19 protein-coding genes are annotated in these 21830 nt (G+C 38.5%); 14 read left to right on the forward strand and 5 right to left on the reverse strand.

Going from position 1 to position 21830, the window contains the following annotated elements:
- The first annotated feature begins 81 nt into the window (after positions 1–81).
- The 9 genes from serC to I6F42_RS06195 all read left to right on the forward strand — a co-directional run bounded on the left by serC (position 82) and on the right by I6F42_RS06195 (position 8342).
- Complete coding sequence (gene serC, locus I6F42_RS06155) at positions 82–1164, forward strand: 3-phosphoserine/phosphohydroxythreonine transaminase (protein WP_197151488.1); 1083 nt, start codon at positions 82–84, stop codon at positions 1162–1164.
- Positions 1164–2441, forward strand: coding sequence for a 3-phosphoshikimate 1-carboxyvinyltransferase (aroA, locus tag I6F42_RS06160; RefSeq protein ID WP_197151489.1), 1278 nt, complete (start codon positions 1164–1166; stop codon positions 2439–2441). The genes serC and aroA overlap by 1 nt, the downstream gene beginning before the upstream one ends.
- A 106-nt stretch (positions 2442–2547) precedes the next feature.
- Positions 2548–3258, forward strand: a complete 711-nt coding sequence (gene cmk / locus I6F42_RS06165; RefSeq protein WP_007583052.1) for a (d)CMP kinase — start codon at positions 2548–2550, stop codon at positions 3256–3258.
- Positions 3259–3353: 95 nt separating this feature from the next.
- A complete protein-coding gene (gene rpsA / locus I6F42_RS06170) occupies positions 3354–5021 on the forward strand; it encodes a 30S ribosomal protein S1 (RefSeq protein WP_002961176.1) in 1668 nt (555 codons plus the stop codon).
- 67 nt (positions 5022–5088) lie between these two features.
- The gene (ihfB, locus tag I6F42_RS06175) at positions 5089–5376 is read left to right on the forward strand and encodes an integration host factor subunit beta (RefSeq protein WP_007583054.1); all 288 of its coding nucleotides are present in this window, start codon (positions 5089–5091) and stop codon (positions 5374–5376) included.
- Between the two features lie 21 nt (positions 5377–5397).
- Positions 5398–5679 (forward strand): lipopolysaccharide assembly protein LapA domain-containing protein, encoded by a 282-nt coding sequence (locus tag I6F42_RS06180; RefSeq protein ID WP_007583056.1) that lies wholly within the window; start codon positions 5398–5400, stop codon positions 5677–5679.
- 2 nt (positions 5680–5681) lie between these two features.
- Positions 5682–6818, forward strand: coding sequence for a lipopolysaccharide assembly protein LapB (lapB, locus tag I6F42_RS06185; protein WP_010552858.1), 1137 nt, complete (start codon positions 5682–5684; stop codon positions 6816–6818).
- Positions 6819–7169: 351 nt separating this feature from the next.
- Positions 7170–7874 (forward strand): orotidine-5'-phosphate decarboxylase, encoded by a 705-nt coding sequence (gene pyrF, locus I6F42_RS06190; protein WP_010552857.1) that lies wholly within the window; start codon positions 7170–7172, stop codon positions 7872–7874.
- Positions 7875–7967: 93 nt separating this feature from the next.
- Complete coding sequence (locus I6F42_RS06195; RefSeq protein WP_007583062.1) at positions 7968–8342, forward strand: hypothetical protein; 375 nt, start codon at positions 7968–7970, stop codon at positions 8340–8342.
- A gap of 43 nt (positions 8343–8385) precedes the next feature.
- On the opposite strand, the gene I6F42_RS06200 is transcribed toward I6F42_RS06195, so the two are convergent.
- Both I6F42_RS06200 and I6F42_RS06205 read right to left on the reverse strand, forming a co-directional pair.
- Positions 8386–9219: a S1 RNA-binding domain-containing protein gene (locus I6F42_RS06200; protein ID WP_010552856.1), complete on the reverse strand. Its 834-nt coding sequence runs from the start codon at positions 9217–9219 to the stop codon at positions 8386–8388.
- Between the two features lie 2 nt (positions 9220–9221).
- Entirely contained in the window at positions 9222–10550 is a 1329-nt protein-coding gene (locus I6F42_RS06205) for a DEAD/DEAH box helicase (protein WP_007583068.1), read from the reverse strand.
- A 208-nt stretch (positions 10551–10758) separates the two neighbouring features.
- Between I6F42_RS06205 and I6F42_RS06210 the strand changes: the two genes are divergently transcribed.
- From I6F42_RS06210 to I6F42_RS06220, 3 genes are all read left to right on the forward strand, one after another.
- A complete protein-coding gene (locus I6F42_RS06210) occupies positions 10759–11766 on the forward strand; it encodes a rhodanese-related sulfurtransferase (protein ID WP_007583069.1) in 1008 nt (335 codons plus the stop codon).
- 148 nt (positions 11767–11914) lie between these two features.
- Positions 11915–13810: a DUF294 nucleotidyltransferase-like domain-containing protein gene (locus I6F42_RS06215; protein ID WP_007583071.1), complete on the forward strand. Its 1896-nt coding sequence runs from the start codon at positions 11915–11917 to the stop codon at positions 13808–13810.
- Between the two features lie 3 nt (positions 13811–13813).
- The gene (locus I6F42_RS06220; RefSeq protein ID WP_165725804.1) at positions 13814–14524 is read left to right on the forward strand and encodes a 3'-5' exonuclease; all 711 of its coding nucleotides are present in this window, start codon (positions 13814–13816) and stop codon (positions 14522–14524) included.
- Between the two features lie 243 nt (positions 14525–14767).
- Here the strand turns inward: I6F42_RS06220 and I6F42_RS06225 are convergent, their stop codons facing one another.
- On the reverse strand, positions 14768–16348 hold the full coding sequence (locus I6F42_RS06225; RefSeq protein WP_007583074.1) for a BCCT family transporter: 1581 nt from the start codon (positions 16346–16348) through the stop codon (positions 14768–14770).
- A 626-nt stretch (positions 16349–16974) separates the two neighbouring features.
- On the opposite strand from I6F42_RS06225, the gene egtB reads away from it, so the two are divergent.
- Together egtB and egtD are read left to right on the forward strand one after the other, a co-directional pair.
- Entirely contained in the window at positions 16975–18246 is a 1272-nt protein-coding gene (gene egtB / locus I6F42_RS06230) for an ergothioneine biosynthesis protein EgtB (RefSeq protein WP_197151492.1), read from the forward strand.
- Complete coding sequence (egtD, locus tag I6F42_RS06235; RefSeq protein WP_197151496.1) at positions 18243–19217, forward strand: L-histidine N(alpha)-methyltransferase; 975 nt, start codon at positions 18243–18245, stop codon at positions 19215–19217. The genes egtB and egtD overlap by 4 nt, the downstream gene beginning before the upstream one ends.
- An 18-nt stretch (positions 19218–19235) precedes the next feature.
- Here the strand turns inward: egtD and I6F42_RS06240 are convergent, their stop codons facing one another.
- Positions 19236–20099: a PhzF family phenazine biosynthesis protein gene (locus tag I6F42_RS06240; protein WP_197151503.1), complete on the reverse strand. Its 864-nt coding sequence runs from the start codon at positions 20097–20099 to the stop codon at positions 19236–19238.
- Entirely contained in the window at positions 20083–21756 is a 1674-nt protein-coding gene (gene asnB / locus I6F42_RS06245; RefSeq protein WP_010552851.1) for an asparagine synthase B, read from the reverse strand. Before asnB ends, I6F42_RS06240 begins: the two co-directional genes overlap by 17 nt.
- Positions 21757–21830 lie beyond the last annotated feature (74 nt).

Below are 21830 nucleotides of genomic sequence, written 5' to 3' on the forward strand. Positions count from 1 at the left end.
TTCATTAAATTTTAAAGGTTTAGCGGATTGGTATTAAATGTTCATGCTTAGTAGTTAAATTACTGGAATGAGGCAAAGGTAATGAGTAAATATAATTTTTGTGCGGGGCCAGCTATGCTTCCGCAAGCGGTTATGAAAAAAGCGCAAAAAGAGTTTCTAGATTGGCAAGACCTAGGTGTGTCTGTGATGGAGATTAGCCATCGCAGTAAAGAGTTTTTAGCGCTTACAGCTAAATGTGAAGCTAGCCTTCGTCGCCTAATGAATATTAGTGATGAATTTGAAGTGCTGTTTATGCATGGTGGTGGTCGTGGCCAGTTTAGTGCTGTGCCATTAAACTTACACCAAGAAGGCAAAACAGCGTTTTATTGCGAGAATGGCGTATGGTCGAAAAGCGCCAGAGATGAAGCGAATAAGTTTACTCAAACGTCTTTTACGGATGTCCGTAATGATGCTGATGGTGAGTTTTCAATTAAAGACGTTGCTGACTGGGAATTACCAGAAGACGCTGCGTACATCCACTATTGCCCTAATGAAACTGTCGATGGCTTAGAGATTTTTGATGTACCAAGCCACCCAACAGCTCCGATTATTGCTGATATGTCTTCAACTATTTTATCGCGTGAGATAGACGTTAATAAATTTGATTTGATTTACGCTGGTGCGCAAAAAAATATCGGTCCATCGGGCATATCAATTGTTATTGTTCGTAAAGCATTACTTGAGCGCGAAGGTTTGCCAAAGCCCGGTATTTTAGATTACGCACTTGAAGCAAAGCAGGGCAGTATGTTTAATACCCCACCTACCTTTGCTTGGTATTTAGCGGCTGAAGTATTTGAATGGCTTGAAAGCAATGGTGGGGTAAAAGCCATGGAAGCACAAAATATTGCTAAAGCAAATTTACTGTATGATTTTATCGATAACTCAGATTTTTATTCAAATATAGTCGCTAAACATTGCCGCTCACGCATGAATGTTCCATTTTGGTTAAACGATGAAAGCTTAAATAGCAAATTTGTTGCTCAATCAAACGAGGCCGGTTTACTTGCACTTGAAGGTCACAGAATTGTGGGCGGTATGCGCGCAAGTATTTATAACGCTATGCCTCTTGAAGGTGTTCAAGCACTTGTAGATTTTATGGCTGCATTTGCAAAGGAGCACAGCTAATGGAGCAGCTCCGTTTAGAACCTATTTCTAAAGTAAATGGCACGGTAACCCTACCAGGTTCAAAGAGTCTATCGAACAGAATTTTATTATTAGCAGCACTGGCAAACGGTACCACCGTTGTAGAAAACTTACTTGATAGTGACGATATACGCCATATGCTGGGTGCTTTAAAGTTATTAGGCGTAAATGTAACTTTAAATGATGAACACACTGTAGCGACCGTAGAGGGAGTTGGTGGTGTGTTTAATACACCTACGGAGCCCTTATTTTTAGGTAATGCAGGTACTGCTTACAGACCTTTAACGGCTGTACTTGCTGCCGTTGCTGGTGAGTATGAGCTAATAGGCGAGCCACGTATGGAAGAGCGTCCGATAGGGCACTTGGTTGATGCTCTACAAGCGCTTGGTGGTGATGTTACCTATACAAAACACAAAGACTATCCACCACTTAAAATTGTAGGTGGTCAAATAAAAGGTGGTGAGGTTGAAATTGACGGTAGTATTTCAAGTCAATTTTTAACGGCTCTATTAATGGCAGCGCCATTATTTAGCGGTGATACAACGATAACTATTAAAGGTACTTTAGTATCTAAACCTTATATTGATATTACGCTTGATGTAATGGCACGTTTTGGTGTTAATGTTGAACACAGTGATTATGCAACTTTTAAAGTTAAAGGTGGTCAACAGTATCAATCACTCGATCGAATTATGGTTGAAGGCGATGCATCTTCTGCTTCTTACTTTGTTGCTGCGGCTGCAATTGCTGGCGGCGAGATTGAAATTAAAGGCGTGGGTGCTAAATCAGTTCAAGGTGATATAGGCTTTGCTAAAGTAATGGAGCAAGTAGGCGCGAAAATCGATTGGTATGATGAGCGTTTAGTTGTTCGCAAAGGCGAATTAAAAGGCGTAGATATTGACGCTAATGCAATTCCTGATGCTGCTATGACCCTTGCAACTGTTGCTCTTTTCGCTAAAGGCCCAACTGCCATTCGTAACATTTATAACTGGCGAGTAAAAGAAACAGACCGTTTATATGCGATGGCAACTGAGCTTAGAAAAGTAGGTGCAGAAGTGGTAGAAGGGCATGACTTTATAGAAATCACACCGCCTAAACACTTCAACGATGTAGCAATAGACACTTACGACGATCACCGTATAGCCATGTGTTTTGCAATGGTTGCCGTTGGTGGAAAGCCAATAACGATTAATGATCCAAAGTGTACCTATAAAACATTTCCTACATTTTTCAATGTTTTAGCGTCAGTCAGTGAATAAGCTAATTAGAAGTAATTACAAAAGTTACACACTAATAGCAGATATATTTTAATAACTGACGTATAATGTCGCGGTTTATTTAGGTGTGCATTGCAGGAGGTTTTAAATGCAGGCGTTATTAATGCCCGTGATCACCGTTGATGGCCCAAGTGGTTCAGGTAAAGGAACTGTTTGTCGCTTGTTAGCCGACAAGTTAGGGTGGGATGTATTAGATAGCGGTGCGATTTATCGCGTTTTATCTTTAGCTGCACTTCATCACCAAATTGCATTAGACAATGAAGAAGGGCTTGTCCCTCTTGCTGCAAATTTAGATGTGCAGTTTTTGGTAGATAGCCAAACTAATGCAGGAAAAGTTATTTTAGAAGGCGAAGATGTAACTACTACTATTCGTAATGAAGAAGTAGGCGCTGCAGCATCAAAAGTTGCAGCATTACCTCGCGTTCGTGAAGCGTTATTACGTCGCCAGCGTGCATTTCGCACTGAAAACGGCTTAATTGCCGATGGCCGTGATATGGGCACTGTGGTTTTTCAAGATGCGCCGTTAAAAATATATTTAACAGCAAGTGCAGAAGAGCGTGCTCGTAGACGCTTTGTTGAGTTGAATACGCGCGGTCTTGATGTTACACTAAGTGGTCTATTACAGGACATTCAAGCTCGTGACGAGCGCGATATGAATCGTGCCGTTGCTCCGCTTGTACCTGCAGATGATGCTATTGAGCTTGATACTAGCGAACTCAATGCACAGCAAGTGTTTGATAAGGTAATAACTTTATTAGATATTGCAATCTCTGAAGGTAAGCTTCCTAAACGAAGCTAAACACATTTTATGCGCCAGCAGGATGCCAGTGCTATTTTAACAACCCCATGCAGCATGGTTGCTTATTGGTATAATATATAGAGACGTATATTCGTATGTCAGAAAATTTTGCGCAGTTATTTGAAGAAAGCTTAAAGGGTTTTGAAGCAGAGCAAGGCTCTATCGTTAAAGGTACAGTAATCTCTATCGAGAATAACATTGTACTTGTAGATGCTGGTCTTAAATCAGAAAGTGCTATCCCTGCTGAGCAGTTCAAAAATGCTGCTGGTGAACTTGAAGTTGCTGTAGGCGACGAAGTAGATGTTGCACTAGATGCAATTGAAGACGGTTTCGGTGAAACTATTCTTTCTCGTGAGAAAGCTAAGCGTCACGAAGCATGGATCCGTCTTGAGAAAGCATGTGAAGAGCAAGAGACTGTTACTGGTGTTATCAACGGTAAAGTTAAAGGCGGTTTCACAGTTGAAGTTGATTCAATCCGTGCTTTCCTACCTGGTTCACTTGTTGATGTTCGTCCAGTACGTGACACAACTCACCTTGAAGGCAAAGAGCTTGAATTTAAAGTAATCAAGCTTGACCAAAAACGTAACAACGTTGTTGTTTCACGTCGTGCAGTTATCGAATCTGAAAACTCACAAGAACGTGAAGAGCTTCTTGCTAACCTTGTTGAAGGCCAAGAAGTTAAAGGTATAGTTAAGAACCTTACTGACTACGGTGCATTCGTTGACCTTGGTGGTGTTGATGGTCTACTACACATTACTGATATGGCTTGGAAGCGTGTTAAGCACCCTTCAGAAATCGTTAATGTTGGCGACGAAATCGCAGTTAAAGTTCTAAAATTCGACAAAGACAAAACTCGTGTATCTCTAGGCCTTAAACAGCTTGGTGAAGATCCATGGGCAGCTATCGCTGGTCGTTACCCAGAAGGTTCTAAACTTTCTGGTCGTGTTACTAACCTTACAGATTACGGCTGTTTCGTGGAAATCGAAGAAGGCGTTGAAGGTTTAGTACACGTTTCTGAAATGGATTGGACTAACAAAAACATCCATCCTTCAAAAGTTGTTAGCTTAGGCGACACTGTTGAAGTTATGGTTTTAGAAATTGACGAAGAACGTCGTCGTATTTCTCTTGGTCTTAAGCAATGTATTGCTAATCCTTGGCAGGAATTTGCTCGTCTACAAAACAAAGGCGATCAAGTTACTGGTAAGATCAAATCAATCACTGACTTCGGTATCTTTATCGGTCTTGACGGTGGTATTGACGGTCTTGTACACCTTTCAGACATTTCTTGGAATACACCTGGCGAAGAAGCTGTGCGTGAATTCAAGAAAGGCGACGAAATCACTGCTATCGTATTGCAAGTTGACCCAGAGCGTGAACGTATCTCTCTAGGTGTTAAGCAAATCGAAGCTGACCCATTCAATAACTACCTTGATGCAAACAAAAAAGGTGCTATTGTTAAAGGTAAAGTGACTGAAGTTGATGCGAAAGGCGCAACTGTTGAACTTATCGAAGGCGTTGAAGGTTACATCCGTGTAGCTGATATCGCTCAAGAACGCGTTGAAGATGCAACTACTGTTGTTTCTGTAGGCGACGAGATTGAAGTTAAATACGTTGGTGTTGATCGTAAGAACCGCACTTTAAGCTTATCTGTAAAAGCTCTTTTCGAAGCAGAAGAGAAAGAAGTACTAGAGAAGCTTAAGAAAGAAGAGCCAGTGTTTGAAAACGCAATGGCAGCTGCTTTCGCAAATGCACAAAAAGACTAATATATAATTAGTTTTTAGTTGGAAGGGCATTTTTTGCCCTTCCTATATCTCTTTTTAAGGAAACGCTATGACTAAGTCAGAACTGATAGAAACACTTGCGGAACAACACGCACACGTTCCAGTGAAAGATGTTGAGAATGCTGTAAAAGAAATTCTTGAACAAATGGCCGGCTCATTATCTACTTCAGATCGTATTGAGATCAGAGGTTTTGGTAGTTTCTCTTTGCATTTCCGCGCTCCTCGCACAGGTCGTAATCCTAAGACTGGCGATACAGTTGAGCTTGAAGGAAAGCATGTACCTCATTTTAAACCAGGCAAAGAATTACGCGACCGCGTAAATGAAAGCATTGCCTAGTTAACTTAGTGGAGTAGTTACTTGTTCAAGGTATTAAAAATTATTCTGGTTGCGCTATGCCTTATCAGTGCATTTGTATTAGGGTCACAAAACCCACAGTTAGTACAAATAAATTATATTATAGCCAGTAATACACTACCTTTAGCTGTAATAATAAGTATCTGCTTTTTATTAGGTGTTTTAGTGGGTTGTTTTATTAGCTTTAAATTGTTTTCACAATTAAAGTGGCAAAACTACCGCTTAAAAAAGCAATTAGCGCCTGAAAAAGATAAAAAAAAGCTTGCCGCGAATAAAGACACCTAACTATGATTGAGCTTTTGTTTTTACTATTACCTGTTGCCGCCGGTTACGGCTGGATTATGGGTAAAAACAGTGCTAAAAACCAAGCTCATCAACTAAATCGTCAGATCACTTCTGAATACAGCAAAGGCTTAAAGTTTCTACTCGACAGAGAAGAAGACCAAGGCTTAGAGCACTTGATTAATTTGCTTGAAGTTTCAGCTGACTCTGTTGAACACTATTCTACACTTGCCACCATGTTTCGCCGTAGAGGTGAATTAGACCGCGCAATTAAAATTCATGAACTTCTATTAAAACACCCAGGCTTAAATGAACAACAAGCTGCAACTAGCCGTTTAGAACTTGCCGAAGATTATATAATGGCTGGTCTACTAGATAGTGCAGAAGAGCACTTAGTTTGGTTAGTTAAGGCTGGCCATGTAGAAGCGCTAGACCCTATTATTACTTTATATTCGCAAACCCGTGAATGGGAAAAAGGCATCAACATGTTTGAAGCCCACAGCGAACTATTTTCAAAAGAACAACAATTTAAAGCGATTGCTAATTTTTATTGTGAATCAGCTTTAAGTGATAACACACCCCAACTAATGAGAAAAGCGATTAGCTTAAATTATAAAGCCGTACGTCCGCTTTACGAGTTAGGATTAGTTGCTTACGCGAAAGAAGATTACGTTAAAGCTATTTATTACTGGCGTGAGCTTGTATCACAATTCACTTTGTTTGCGCCGTTGTTTATTGATGAGCTAGCTCACAGCTATAAACAATTAAATTTAACGCATCAATTTCATGAGTTAGTCAGTGACTTGTTAGAAAAGGGCGGTGTATTAATTAAAATAAAACATTGCCAGGCACTGCTTGAGCAAGGACACACTAAACAAGCCTTTGAATTTCTAACTGATAGCTTAAAACGTCAACCTACTATTCGTGGTTTCAGTTTTCTACTGCAATTAATGGGTGACCAAAATAAAAATACTAAAGAAGTACTTAATGAAATTGATAAGCTTGTAACCTCTTATATTGCTACAAAACCTGATTTCCAATGTCAGCATTGCGGTTTTACAAGCTACACCATATATTGGAATTGCCCTTCTTGTAAGCATTGGGAAACCATTGTTCCAAGTCGAGGCTTAGACGGATTTTAATAACCCCTTAAATAATATCGGATTTAACTATGATAATTTTAGCAAATTAAACTGAGAGTTTACTGGGTTGGAATTTTTTGATGTTGTGTCTATATAAATTCCTCTACACCTTCTCTCAAATTACCAGCTAGCACTATTGCATTAAATCTACTTATACAATTACTTTATATCAATTCGCTTAATTAAGTGGTCTGTTTTGAGGTAAGAAAATTGTGTCGATAACAAGGCAAAAAATTTCGTAATATTATTGTTCTATATAAGAAATTTTTAACGCAGTTAGCGTCAGATTTGGTCCTCAAATTGATTAAGTATTATTGCGGATTGGTATTATAGCCATACATTAGGATAGTCATGTCTTTCGAACACTCAAAAAAAATTCTTATAGCATTAGATTACGATGATCAAGAGGTTGCTTTAAACTTTGTTAAACAACTTTCTCCTGATACATGTCGTCTTAAAGTAGGCAAAGAGATGTTTACTTATTTTGGACCTGCATTTGTTAAAGAGTTAATTGATTTAGGTTTTGATGTTTTTCTAGATTTAAAATTTCATGACATCCCTAATACAGTAGCTAAAGCTGTTACTGCAGCTGCGAAAATGGGTGTGTGGATGGTAAACGTTCATGCTTCTGGTGGTTTTGAAATGATGAGCAAAGCTAAATCGGCTCTAGAACAATTTGGCGATAAAGCGCCATTACTTATCGCGGTTACTGTATTAACAAGCATGGATGAAACAGAACTAAAGCGTTTAGGCGTTGATAAATCTGCTCAAGAGCAAGTTATATATTTAGCTAAGCTTGCAAAGGAAGCAGGGCTTGATGGTGTTGTGTGTTCTGCACAAGAAGCAAAAGCTTTAAAAGCAGAGTTAGGTGAGAACTTTAAACTTGTAACACCAGGTATACGTCCTGAAGGCAGTGATGCCGGCGATCAAAAGCGTATTATGACTCCTAAGCAAGCAATAGATGCAGGAAGTGATTATTTAGTTATAGGACGACCTATTACTCAGGCGGATGATCCCGTAAAAGTGCTTAGTGATGTTAATAGATCTATAGCATAATTTAACAAAAAGCAGCAATATAGTGCTAAAAGCCCTTACCTCATGTGTATTTTATGTTACATTATTAGGATTGAAATGTAGTAGGGGTTTGTTTTGAAGTTATTATTAGGTTTTATAATTATCATTGTTGCGGGTTTTTCAGTAAATAAAAATCTTTTTTCTAATAAAGCATATGATGATGTTACATCAGTAACAGATATAATCACGAATTACCCTGTCAATATGTTCGATTTTAAACAAACAATGCAAGATTATGCACACCACCTGTGTTACAAAAATGAGGATACACTTACATCTCAGCATATAACAGTAACTGATTGCATATCTAAGCTTGATGATAAAAAAATAGAATGCGAAAAGAAGGTTTTTCGTTTGGCACCGCTTAACCTAGAGTCAAAAGGTGAAGTGCTTGATTATTCAAGGCAATATACGCAATGTACATTGCCTTATAAGTATATTTTAGGTTAATTACAAACAGATAATATTAGTAATTACAGCCTATTATTTATAATTAAGATTTTAAGCGAATGGATTTCGCTTCAATATCTATCAACTCTTGTTTGAATAATCCACCAATTGCTTTTTTATAGTTAGCTTTACTAGTAGAAAACATCTTTTTTATTGCTTCAGGTTCAGATTTGTCACCTAATGGGATAACACCACCTTCATTTTTTAGTTTTTGCATAATAGTTTCACCAAGGTCAGTTACTTTTCCCATACCTGGTTTTTCTAATACAACATCAATTTTTCCATCTTCACGTACTTTCTGAATGAAGCCTTTAAGCTTTTGACCCACAAATAAGCTTTTAAATACCATATTATAAAAAACAACACCGAAATGCGATTCTTCAATTAATACCTTGTAGCCAATATCTGTTTTGCCAGCAACAATTAAATCCACTTCTTGTAAGTGAGTATATTGCGGCTCATCTTTAGATAGGAAGCGATTAAAGTTGTTTGATGCACAAATACGTTGGCTTGCATTATCAAGGTACAAACGAACTAAATATGAGTGACCTTCTTGCATGCGTGGTTTTTGTTCGTTAAACGGGGTTAGTACATCTTTCTCAAGACCCCAATCTAAAAATGCACCAATACTATTAATTTCTTTAACGCGAAGCAGGGCATATTCACCTACTTGTGCGTGTGGCTTTTTAGTTGTGGCAGTTGCTAAGTTAGCGTTGTCTAAAAAGATAAATACACTAATGCTATCGCCCGCTTCAAGCTCATGTTTAATTTCTTGTTTTGGTAAAAACACTTCACCTAAATCATGACCATCTAAGTAAGCACCTTCGTTACTCACTTCTTTTACAAATAATGTTTGTGTGGTTCCTAGGTAACTCATAATTATTCCTGCTCAGTCTTTTTTTTACGGCGCATTGGTGTATCGCCATCAATGTTCATTGGTGCTTTAATTGGTGCTGTTGGCTTTTTAGGTTTGGCTTTGCGTTTAAACACAGGCTTTTTAACAGCGGCGGATTTTTCTTTAGATTTATCCCACGTTGCCTCAGGCTTTTTCTCTTTTAAACCTTTAAACTTAGCTTTTAAGCCCTCTACGCTCGCAAATTTTAACTCATCATTTAAAAATGCTTTAATAGCTAAATAACTTGCCCAATCTTTTGGGCCAACTAATGAAATTGCGTTACCTTTAAAGCCAGCTCGTCCTGTACGACCTATGCGGTGTACATACTCTTCAGCGTGTTTTGGTAAATCAAAGTTAATAACATGCGTTACACTTAGTAAATCTAAACCACGAGATGCAACATCGGTGGTGATTAATATTTTAAAGTTTTCGCGACTAAACGAATCCATTATATCTAAACGTTTATTTTGTGTTAAATCACCAGCAAGCGCTACAGACTTGAAGCCTTTAGCATTAAGCGCTTCACTCAAGCGACTCGTGTCAGAACGTGTTGCTGTGAAGATAATGCATTGACCAACATCATCTTGATTCAAAAAGTGCTCTAATAGCGCTTCTTTATGGTCAAGGTGATCGGCTAGATATAAAGTTTGTTTAATATCGCTATGTTGCTCGTTCGCTGCACTTAGCGTAATTTGCTTTGGTTTTTTTAATAGGTTACGTGATAGAGCATCTACTTGAGCATGGTCAAGTGTTGCAGAAAACAATAACGTTTGACGTAAACGGTGATTAGCTTGCTCGTTAATCATTTTTAACTGCTCGGTAAAGCCTAAATCTAAAATACGATCGGCTTCATCAAAAATAAGCAGTTCTAGTCCACTCAATTGTAATGAACGTTTTGTAATGTGATCAGCTAAACGCCCTGGTGTAGCAACTACGAATTGTGGGTCGTTTCTAAGTGCTTTTATTTGGTCATTAAAGTTTTCGCCACCAAGTATTTTTACGGCCTTAATGGCTGTGCCTGCAATTAATAAACGCAGCTGAGTAAATACTTGCGTAGCAAGCTCACGAGTAGGAGCAACAATAAGTACACGAGGATCGCGTTTACTGAGTGCTTTTTGTTTCATAACCCTTTGTACAGCAGGTAATAAAAACGCCAAGGTTTTGCCCGACCCAGTTTTAGACTGAGCGAAAATGTCATGCCCTGCAAGTGCGGTAGGCACTGCATGCGCTTGAATATCGGTGGGCTGGGTGATCCCTTGATGTGCTAGTTGTGTTTCAAGGCGTGTATCAATCCCAAGATCAGTAAACTGCAATGTGTGTTTCTCCAAAATGAGCAAATTAAGTCTATAAATTTATCAGCGCATTATAGCTTACACAGATAGGTCGCTAACAGTAAAAACCAATCTATAGCGCTATTTTTTGCAATTAAACTAAAAAAGCGTAAAATACGCGCCCCATATGCGCCGGATTTACGATTCGGTAAACGCCAATACTGGCTAATAAGGCAAAATAGGAAATATAATGACTGTTGTTCATAAAGATAATGTAACGGGCGATCACTTTGTAGTATGTGCGCTGTATAAATTTGTTGGTTTACCTGAATTTGAAGCTATCCGTAAGCCGTTGCTTGAAGTGATGGAAGCAAATGAAGTACGCGGTACTTTACTACTCGCTGCCGAAGGTATAAACGGAACTGTTTCTGCAAAACGTGAAGGGATAGACAACTTATTAGCATGGCTTGATGAGCAACCAAATTTAAAAAACATCGTAACAAAAGAATCTTACGATGATGAATGCCCGTTTTACCGCACTAAAGTAAAACTAAAAAAAGAAATTGTAACGATGGGCGTTGAAGGCGTAGATCCGCTTAAAGTTGTGGGTAGCTATGTAAAGCCAAATGAGTGGAACGCACTTATATCTGACCCAGAAGTAATTTTAATTGATACACGTAATGATTACGAAATTGAAATTGGTACATTTCAAAATGCCGTCGATCCAAATACTAAAACTTTTCGCGAATTTCCACAGTGGGCTAAAGAAAACTTAGACCCTGAAAAACATAAAAAAGTAGCGATGTTTTGTACAGGTGGTATCCGCTGCGAAAAATCGACGGCCTACATGAAAGAGCAAGGTTTTGATGAAGTTTATCATCTTGAAGGCGGCATTTTAAAATATCTAGAAGAAGTACCAAAAGAAGAAACAATGTGGGAAGGCGAGTGCTTTGTATTTGATAATCGCGTTGCGGTTGATCACGACTTACAAAAAGGCTCTTATGATCAATGCCACGCGTGCCGTATGCCAATTACAGAAGACGAAAAGTTAAAGCCTGAATACATGGAAGGTGTATCTTGTCATCATTGTATTGAAGAAGTGACAGACGAGCAACGGACACGTTTTGCGGAGCGCCAAAAGCAAATAGAATTAGCGCAAGCCCGTGGTGAAGGTCATATTGGTAATGAGGCACAAGCTGTTTTACAGCAACGTAAAGAAGCCAAAAAAGCCCAAAAAGACGCTCAGCGTGGTAAATAAATTTTTACAATAAGTATTACATTTAAAGAGTCTATTTAGGCTCTTTTTTTGTGCCCAAAATTGTGCAGTAATTGTTTTCACACTCCGATGATAGTGTTAATCTGCAAAACATATTTAGTCATTTTAATGCGCATACAGGAAGGGATTTATGCAAGCCGAACAAGTTGAAATCGCACAATTTTTAGCACAACATCCTCCTTTTGATGACTTACCTCAAAAAGCGCTTAATGAGCTAGCTCAACAAGTAGAAGTTGCTTATTTTAGAGCAAAAACAGACATTTTAAGTTTTGGACAAGACATATCTGATTTGTATGTGATTAGAAGTGGTTCTGTAGAAATGTATCGCCGCAATGGTGAGCTATACAATCGTTTGGCCATCGCAGGAATATTTGGTCAAATGGGTTTATTGATGAACCGTAAGGTGCGTTTTCCTGCAACTGCTCTTGAAGATACGTTAGTTTATTGTATAAATGTCGAGCTATTTAATCGTTACTGTGATGAGTTTGATGCGTTTGCTGATTACTTTGAAACAGATGGTAACGTGCGTTTACATCAAGCTATTGTTGAACAAGCTGATGGCAATGACCTTACAACAGCTAAAGTAAAATCATTAATTCACAGAGATGTAGTCACCGTAGATGCAACATCTACAATACAAGATATCGCTAAATTAATGACCGAAGAGGCGGTATCGTCAGTTTTGGTAACCGATGTAAATAAACCAATAAACGACGATCCTGAGGAAGATGATGGACAAGTCGTTGGCATAATAACCGATAGGGATTTACGCTCAAAAGTAGTGGCTAAAGGGCTTGATTTTAACACACAAGCAAAAGAGATTATGTCTACTAACTTAGTGCTTTTAGATGCTAATGACTATATTTTTGAAGCGGTACTGGCCATGCTCAGAGATAATCTCCATCATTTACCCGTAGTACAAAAAAGACGTCCTATAGGAGTTATCTCCCTCTCTGATATTTTACGTTACGAATCGCAAAGCAGCTTATTACTTGTACGCGGCATACTTGCTCAACAAACAATTGAGGATTTAGCGCATTATGCACGCCAATTACCCAATGTATTTGTCCGTATGGTTAACGAAGATGCAAATTCACACATGATTGGTACTGCCATGGCCGTTATCGGACGTACTTTTAAACAAAGATTACTTGTATTAGCTGAAGAAAAGTTTGGTCCACCTCCCGTTCCTTATTGTTTTATTGCACTGGGCTCCATGGCTCGCGACGAGCAACTTATTGTAACTGATCAAGATAACGCACTAATTTTAGATGACAGTTACGACGATGAAAAACATAACGCGTACTTTCAAAATATTGCCGATTTTGTGTGTGATGGCTTAGCGCAGTGTGGTTACACTTATTGTGATGGCGAAATAATGGCGTCGTTTAAAAAATGGCGTAAAACTCGCTCAGAGTGGTTCGATCAATTTGCTGATTGGATAGCCCAGCCAAAACCACAAGCACTGCTTAATAGCTCTATATTTTTTGATTTAGACGGTGTGTGGGGCAAAACCAAGTGGGCCGACGAGCTTAAAATATTTATAGCGAAACAAAGTAAAGTGAATCGTATATTTCTAGCAAATATGGCGGCAAATGCTCGAAATAGGACACCACCTCTTGGCTTTTTTAAAGGCTTTGTTATGGAGCATAACGGCCAACATAAGCGTTCAATGAACTTAAAACGAAGAGGTACTGCACCACTTTCTGATGTTATACGCGTGCACGCATTAGCTATTGGTTCGCGTAAACAAAACTCGTTTGAACGTTTAGAAGATATAATTGAAGCTAAGCTATTACCGCAGGGTAAAGCGCAAGATTTACGTGATTCACTTGAGTATATTGCCATGATGCGAATTCGCCATCAAGCGTGGCAAATAGAGAAGGGCGAAGAGCCTGATAACGACTTAGACCCGCATTTACTTTCTCCTTTTGAACAGCGAAACTTGAAAGAGGCATTCGCTATTTTAGAAAAAGCACAAAGCTATTTAAAATTTAGCTACACAGCAAACTCTGGTGTGAAGTAGCCTATGAATCCGCGTAATTACAAAGCAGTTGATTGGCAAGCTAGATACAACGAGCTTGCCAACAGCACCGAAAATAAACTTCTAAAACACTTTTATGCAGGTGCTTATAACCAAGATAAAGCCGCAGTAGAAGATGTGCCTTTTGTAGCAATGGACTTTGAAACAACAGGTTTAAATAGCCAGAACGACGATATAGTGAGTGTTGGCTTAGTGCCGTTTAATTTAAAGCGTATTTATTGCAAACACAGTCGGCATTGGGTTGTTCAACCAAGACGAAACCTGCATGAAGAGTCTATTTTAATTCATGGAATAACGCACTCTGAGGTGGATGACGCCCCAGACTTTAACCGAATTATTGAGCCTTTACTTGAAGCGCTAAGTGGTAAGGTTGTCGTGGTGCATTACGCTGCAATAGAGCGCCATTTTTTAAATAATGCGTTATTACTGAGGCTTAAAGAAGGTATTGAGTTTGCACTTGTTGATACAATGGAGCTAGAAAAAAGAGCACTAAAAGCAAGGCAGGGAGTATTAGGTCGATTGTTTAACACAAAACTAGGATCGCTCAGATTAACAGATTGCCGCGAGCGTTACTCATTACCTCCATATAATAACCATAATGCTTTAACGGATGCGCTTGCTACAGCCGAGCTTCTACAAGCGCAATTGAGTCATCATTACCGTGTAGATACTCCAATTTCAGAGTTGTGGGTATAATACCAATACGCAATGATACTTTAATCGTTTTTGGAGTTAAACCTGACGCTAGCTGCGTTAAAAATTTCTCATTTAGAATAACTAAATAACTAAATTTTTGCCTTACTATCGATACGATTTTCCTGCCACAAAATAGAGCACTTTATTAAGCAAATTGGTATGATTTTAAATAGTTAAACAAAAAAGCGCCGCAAAAATTGCGGCGCTTTTGTTACTAAGTAAAAGTGTTACTTACTAAAAGTATTATTTAATTGAGCGAGGCTCAGTTCGTAAACCTAAAACTAAGCTTAAACACATAAATAACAATACAATAGTGAAAGGTAATCCTGCTGATACAGAGCCAGCTTGAAGTGCTTGAATCGCTTCAGTTCCGCCTATCCAAAGTAATGCCGCGGCTACCGCACCTTGCGTCACAGCCCAAAAAATACGCTGTGGTACTGGAGCATCTATTTTGCCACCGGCAGTGATTGAATCAATTACCAAAGAACCAGAGTCCGATGAAGTAATAAAGAAAACCAATACTAAAATAATTGCTACAAATGATAAAATGTTCGCCATAGGTAATGCATCAAACATTTGGAACATAGCTAAAGGTACTTCAGTTAGGCCGTTAGCACCTAGTTCACCTACACCGTTGATTACTTGATCAATTGCAATTCCGCCGTATATAGACATCCATAAAATAGTAACAGCAGTAGGAACAAGCAATACCGCAATTAAGAATTCACGAATTGTACGACCACGTGATACACGCGCGATAAACATACCTACGAACGGTGACCAAGAAATCCACCATGCCCAATAAGATACAGTCCACCCGTGCATCCAAGTTTCATCTTCACGACCATGAGGATTACTTAGTGGAATAATATTTTCTATATACCCCATAACAGTAGTTGGGATATTACCTACAGAAACAGCAAAGCCTACTAAAAAAACAAAGATAAGCAAAACTAAGGCGATTAGCATATTGGCATTACTAAGTACTTTAACGCCGCCATCAATCCCTCGAATTACTGAAACAATAGCTAAAAGTGAAACACCTATAATGACTAAAATTTGTGAACCAACTCCGCCTGAGGTACCAAATACATGGTCTATACCTGCAGAAGCTTGCTGTGCCCCAAGTCCTAAAGAAGTAGCAAGACCAAACAGGGTTGCAAGCACGGCTAAAATATCGATAAGGTGACCTGGCCAGCCCCATGCTCTATCACCTAAAATAGGATAAAAGATAGAACGAATAGACAGTGGCAAGCCTTTATTATAAGTAAAAAATGCAAGCGAAAGCCCTACAACGGCATAAATAGCCCAAGGGTGAAGGCCCCAGTGAAACATAGTCGCACCCATTGCTACTTTTGCCGCCTCGGGTGTATTAGGTGTTACATTCAGTGGTGTTTCAAACCAGCCTGTATAATAAGCAAGTGGTTCAGCAACGCCCCAAAACATTAAGCCAATACCCATTCCCGCAGCAAATAACATAGCTAACCATGAGATACGTGAATGAGTCGGTTTAGCATCATCACCACCTAAACGAATGTTACCGTAAGGTGAAACAATAAGCGCTAAACAAAAAACAACGAAAAAATTAGCAGCCCACATAAATAAGGCGTCAAAGTTATTGATAATATCTGTTTTTATACCATCAAGAGCTGATTTAGCCGTTTGTGGATCGGTAACAAGAATGGCGATTAAAAAAATGACAATCAGTCCGGCACTTATGCCGAAAACAGAGTTATGTATATCAAGCCCCCATTTTTGTACGTTGTCTTGACCTACAGTGTAGTCTGTACTGTCAATACTATATTTGTCATGATTTTCCTTCATGCAATACCTCTTTAGTTGTCCTAACAAGCCAAAATAAATTCGGCGTCATATCGAATTACATTAGCCTTTAAATATTAAGTAAATGTAATACCATAATTATTTGAAGACTAACTAATTTGAAGAGTGATCATACAGCTAGTAGTGTATGAGTTAAATATTAAATGTAAATGAATTTGCATTTAAAACGCTGTTTATATAGCCAAATTCATGATTCTTTTATTTAAAAAGCCCTAAAATTGTAAATTCAGTGAACGTTAAAATTTAGTTTGCTATTAAAAGTATTAATTTACTTAGTTAAGTAAAAAAAGATCACTTTTAAGCAACTTAATTAATGCTTAAATACTAGGGCTTGTTGACCTTTTAGGATTGAAATTTGTTCTATTTAGGAACGATTTAATCGATCCTAGGTTTGTAATCTAACGGTGCTGTTACAAATCTGCGTTATTCTACATGCTTACATACACTGAGAATAATCAAAAACTGAGCAGTAAAGAGCAAGTTTCCCTTCAGGGCTAGTATAAATTTATAAGCTGATAAGCATCTTTAATCAAGTTGTAATATGAATATGATTTAACACAACACTAAGCTATATTTTATAAATAGATAGGCAAAGGATTAATACTATTATGCGTGAATGCGCTTTAAACAATACCAATCAAAACGAACTTGTTAAACGCTTTTACAGCGTTAGAGACGAAAGCCTGGCTATTATCGAGGTACTCACTGTAGAAGATTGCCAATTACAAGCTATGGCAGATGCCAGCCCAAGCAAATGGCATTTAGCGCACACGACGTGGTTTTTTGAAACGTTTTTACTTAGTGTTTATTGCAAGCAGTACACTGTGTTTAACTCTCACTATAGAATGCTTTTTAATTCTTACTACAATGGGATTGGAGAGCAATTTAAGCGCGCGCACCGAGGTAGTTTATCTAGGCCTAGTTTAGATGAAGTGCTAGCTTATAGAGAGCATGTAGATAGCTGTGTGGTTGAATTACTTAAAACTGAAGTTAGCCCACAAATTAAAGATATTATTGAACTTGGGTTACACCACGAGCAACAGCATCAAGAACTAATGCTGATGGACATCAAATATAACTTTTCAGTAAATCCATTATTTCCGCAATATAAAACATCGTTTTTAAATAGCCAAAACAAATCAACTGATATTAAGCCCCTTAATTTTATAAACTTTGAGCAAGGTATTATCAATATAGGCACAAATGCCGACGATGAATTTGCATACGATAACGAGCGCCCTAAACACCAAGTATTAATTCATCCATTTAGCTTCGCCAATAGGTTGGTCACTAATGGGGAATATTTAGAGTTTATAAATGCAGGCGCGTACAGCAATCCACAGTATTGGTTAAGCGACGGTTGGGCAAACATACAAAACAACGCTCTAACGCAACCATTGTATTGGCATTGTATAGATAACGAGTGGTTTGAGTTTACACACTATGGATTAGAACCTCTCAATTTAAATGCCCCGATCTGCCATGTTAGTTATTTTGAGGCCAGTGCCTATGCTAATTTTGTAAAGGCTCGCTTGCCTACAGAGTTCGAATGGGAATATGCAGCTAAAAATACACCTTCAAAAGACACTAATAATCACTACCTAACACCTCAGCAAGCAAAGAGTGATACTGAAATAAATCAGTTAACTGATTCGTGTTGGCAATGGACGAACAGTGCATATTTACCATACCCCGGTTTTAAGCCTATTGAAGGAATAGCAGGGGAATACAATGGTAAGTTTATGAATAACCAAATGGTGTTACGTGGTGGGTGTGTGTTTACCCCTCAAAACCATTTACGACAAACATACCGTAATTTTTATTACCCGCATCAAGCGTGGATGTGCAGCGGGATAAGACTAGCTAAGGATATAGTATGAGCCAAGTAACAGCGATTAAGCAAAGCAACATAACCGACACTGAATTTCTAAACGACGTGATAAGCGGATTAACTCAACAACAAAAAACGCTTCCGTGTAAATATTTTTATGATGATAAAGGTGCTGCATTATTTGAGCAAATAACAACCTTACAAGAGTATTATGTTACACGTACTGAGCTTTCTATATTAGAGCAACACTCAAAGTCGATTGCTCAAATGCTACCTGAAAATCTCTCTATTATAGAGCCCGGCTGTGGCTCGGGTAAAAAGGTAGCCTATTTATTAGCGCATATGGCAAACGTTAAAACCTTTGTACCGTTTGAAATATCTGAGGAGATGCTCAGTTATTCACTTGCACATTTGTCACCGTTATTTCCAGATTTGGCAATTTCGCCATTATTAGGAGACTTTACACATAGCCAAATGGTCAAACAGCTAACCAAAGACACCGCTTTAGACAGTCAAACTAATTTGGTGTACTTTCCGGGCTCTACTCTTGGTAATTTTGCCCCAGTTAAAGCCATAGAAATTATGAATAATTTCCATCGCTTATGCGGTGTAAATGGTTATGTATTAATTGGGGTTGATTTAGTAAAAGAGCGCCAAGTGTTACTTGATGCATATAACGATAAAGCGGGAGTTACCGGTGCTTTTAATAAAAATTTACTACAACGTATTAATAACGAGCTAAACGGCACATTTAATATAGATAACTTTAGCCACGAGTCACGCTTTAACGAGCAACATAGCCGTATCGAAATGCATTTAGTAAGTAATCGTACTCAAAGCGTGATTATAAATGATCAGCAAATAGACTTTATAGAAGGCGAAAGTATCCATACAGAAAACTCTCATAAGTACACGCTTGAGTCGTTTAAGCAGCTTGCAGCGCAAGCTAATTTAAAGTTAGAGCAAACATGGCAAGACGATAGTAACTATTTTGCCCTGTGTTTATTAAGACCGCTTTAAGCATTACTTAAGTTATGTTTAGTAAATGACAACTTTAGCATTGTTAAACTCATAGTTTAGCAATGCGCCACTATTTGACTGCTGTACAAGCATAGCTTTATTTAAACCGTGTAGTCTAAATAGCAGGGGGGCAATAACAGATACCGCAGAGCCTGTAGCACTGTCTTCATTTACACCAAACTGGGGTGCAAAGTATCTAAAATGCGCTATGGCATTTTTTTTGTCTTTATTTTTTATACTAAGGGCAATTACTGCATTTTTGTGGAGTGCACACAAAGCTTTAAAATCAACGTGTACGCTTTTTAAATCGTCTTTTTCAACTGCTTTATCGAATTCTTCATTAAATAATACAACCGTATAACCGTTTTTATCAGCGGTAGTGTAGGCTGCTTTTATTGCTACTGAAAACACACTTTTTAACTCACCTTCAGCTAACTCGCTTTTTTTAGGCTCTATGCTTTTTAGTAACAGCTGAGCGCGTTGTTTTTTTACTCTTATAGTAAAGCGCTCATTACTCATTGAAGTAAATACTTCAGGACAATAATCAAAATGGTCTATTAAAAAATTAGCGGCTGCTAAAGTACCATGTCCACAGCGTTTAATTTCACTCGTTTGATTAAACCAACGAATTTTACAATGGCGTTTAGTTATCTCATTTTGATTTAAAAATACGGTAGCAGGGTAAGTTGATTGTGATGCAATATATTGCATTGTTTTTGAAGTTAACCCATTTTTATAAATAACAATTAAAGCACTTGAGCCTTTTAAGTTATGTGCAGGGCTATAAAAAACAGATTCGGTGGAAATGAGCTCTATAAAGCGAAGCGTAAGCCATTTAGGCTTACGCTTCGCTAAACAAAGAGTATTAACCTTTGCTTGCATATGCGTCGTTATGAACGCCAGCAGCACGACCTGATGGATCAGCATTGTTTTGGAACGATGCGTCCCATGCAAGTGCTTCGGGAGTCGAACACGCTACCGATTTACCATGTGGTACACATTTAGCTGATGCATCACCCGGAAAATGCGATTCAAAAATAGTACGGTAGTAGTAAGCTTCTTTTGAATCTGGTGTATTAATAGGGTATTTAAATTTTGCATTTGCAAGCTCTTGATCGCTTACTTGCTCGTTTACAAACTCTTTTAAGGTATCAATCCAGCTGTAGCCTACACCGTCTGAAAATTGCTCTTTTTGACGCCATAGCACTTCATCAGGTAAGTAACCTTCAAAGCCTTCACGTAAAATGTGTTTTTCAATTTTTCCATCTTTACACATTTTAGCTTCAGGGTTGATACGCATAGCAACATCAACAAATTCTTTATCAAGAAACGGTACACGTGCTTCTACGCCCCATGCCGCCATTGATTTATTAGCACGTAAACAGTCAAACATATGCAGTTTTGATACTTTACGGTTTAGCTCTTCATGAAACTCTTGTGCGTTAGGGGCTTTATGGAAGTATAAGTAACCACCAAATAGCTCATCAGCACCTTCGCCAGATAACACCATTTTAATGCCCATTGCTTTAATTTGGCGAGCCATTAGGTACATAGGTGTAGAGGCACGAATTGTTGTTACGTCGTAGGTTTCTATGTGGTAAATCACTTCACGTAATGCATCAATACCTTCTTGAATGGTAAAAATGATAGGGTGGTGAATAGTACCAATCATGTCAGCTACTTTTTGTGCAGCCGCTAAATCAGGTGAGCCTTCAAGACCTACTGAAAAAGAATGCAGCTTAGGCCACCATGCGTCGCTTTCGTCGTTATCTTCAATACGTTTTGCAGCAAAGCGCTGGGTAATAGCAGAGATAACCGATGAGTCTAAACCACCAGAAAGTAATACACCGTAAGGCACGTCACACATTAATTGGCGTTTAACGGCCGCTTCTAATGCATCTTTAACGTCTTGCGCTTCTGCGCTGTTATCTTTAACTGCATCAAATGTTTCCCAATCACGTTTGTAATAAGGCGTCATTTTGCCATCTTTGCTGTACAGGTAATGCCCTGGTGGAAATTCTTCAATATGCTTACAAATTGGAGAAAGTGCTTTTAGCTCAGAAGCAACGTAAAAGTTACCGTGCTCGTCGTGACCGGTGTAAAGCGGGATAATACCAATATGGTCACGGCCAATTAAGTAGGCGTCATTTTCTTCGTCGTATAAACAAAATGCAAAAATGCCATTTAGGTCATCTAAAAAGTCAGGCCCTTTTTGTTTATACAGCGCTAAAATAACTTCACAGTCTGATTGAGTTTGAAAAGTAAAATCAACGTCTAACTCTGCTGCAAGTTCTTTATGATTATAAATCTCACCGTTAACCGCTAAAATATTTGTTTTTTCAGGATTGTATAAAGGCTGCGCACCGCTTGATACACCAACAATAGCTAAACGCTCATGCACTAAAATAGCTTTTTCGGATGCATATACACCAGACCAATCTGGGCCACGGTGTCTAAGCAGCTTTGACATTTCAATTGCTTGGGTACGCAATTGAGTGGGATCAGATTTAATATCTAATACCCCAAAAATTGAACACATAGTAACTCCTCATTCCTATTATGTGTGCAGCAGAGCCAATTTGCTGTGCTGCGAAACCTTGTTTTATCAGAAAA

This window comes from Pseudoalteromonas sp. SWYJZ12, from assembly GCF_015864395.1.
GTDB classification, from domain to species: domain Bacteria; phylum Pseudomonadota; class Gammaproteobacteria; order Enterobacterales; family Alteromonadaceae; genus Pseudoalteromonas; species Pseudoalteromonas arctica.

What these genes read in the sequence shown, in the direction of transcription:
- lapB (WP_010552858.1), top strand. Translation starts at nt 5,682, where the DNA reads ATGATTGAGCTTTTGTTTTTACTATTACCTGTTGCCGCCGGTTACGGC.
- I6F42_RS06220 (WP_165725804.1), top strand. Translation starts at nt 13,814, where the DNA reads ATGAATCCGCGTAATTACAAAGCAGTTGATTGGCAAGCTAGATACAAC.
- asnB (WP_010552851.1), bottom strand. Translation starts at nt 21,756, where the DNA reads ATGTGTTCAATTTTTGGGGTATTAGATATTAAATCTGATCCCACTCAA.
- serC (WP_197151488.1), top strand. Translation starts at nt 82, where the DNA reads ATGAGTAAATATAATTTTTGTGCGGGGCCAGCTATGCTTCCGCAAGCG.
- egtB (WP_197151492.1), top strand. Translation starts at nt 16,975, where the DNA reads ATGCGTGAATGCGCTTTAAACAATACCAATCAAAACGAACTTGTTAAA.
- cmk (WP_007583052.1), top strand. Translation starts at nt 2,548, where the DNA reads ATGCAGGCGTTATTAATGCCCGTGATCACCGTTGATGGCCCAAGTGGT.
- rpsA (WP_002961176.1), top strand. Translation starts at nt 3,354, where the DNA reads ATGTCAGAAAATTTTGCGCAGTTATTTGAAGAAAGCTTAAAGGGTTTT.
- I6F42_RS06200 (WP_010552856.1), bottom strand. Translation starts at nt 9,219, where the DNA reads ATGAGTTACCTAGGAACCACACAAACATTATTTGTAAAAGAAGTGAGT.
- egtD (WP_197151496.1), top strand. Translation starts at nt 18,243, where the DNA reads ATGAGCCAAGTAACAGCGATTAAGCAAAGCAACATAACCGACACTGAA.
- I6F42_RS06210 (WP_007583069.1), top strand. Translation starts at nt 10,759, where the DNA reads ATGACTGTTGTTCATAAAGATAATGTAACGGGCGATCACTTTGTAGTA.
- I6F42_RS06240 (WP_197151503.1), bottom strand. Translation starts at nt 20,099, where the DNA reads ATGCAAGCAAAGGTTAATACTCTTTGTTTAGCGAAGCGTAAGCCTAAA.
- aroA (WP_197151489.1), top strand. Translation starts at nt 1,164, where the DNA reads ATGGAGCAGCTCCGTTTAGAACCTATTTCTAAAGTAAATGGCACGGTA.
- I6F42_RS06215 (WP_007583071.1), top strand. Translation starts at nt 11,915, where the DNA reads ATGCAAGCCGAACAAGTTGAAATCGCACAATTTTTAGCACAACATCCT.
- ihfB (WP_007583054.1), top strand. Translation starts at nt 5,089, where the DNA reads ATGACTAAGTCAGAACTGATAGAAACACTTGCGGAACAACACGCACAC.
- I6F42_RS06225 (WP_007583074.1), bottom strand. Translation starts at nt 16,348, where the DNA reads ATGAAGGAAAATCATGACAAATATAGTATTGACAGTACAGACTACACT.
- pyrF (WP_010552857.1), top strand. Translation starts at nt 7,170, where the DNA reads ATGTCTTTCGAACACTCAAAAAAAATTCTTATAGCATTAGATTACGAT.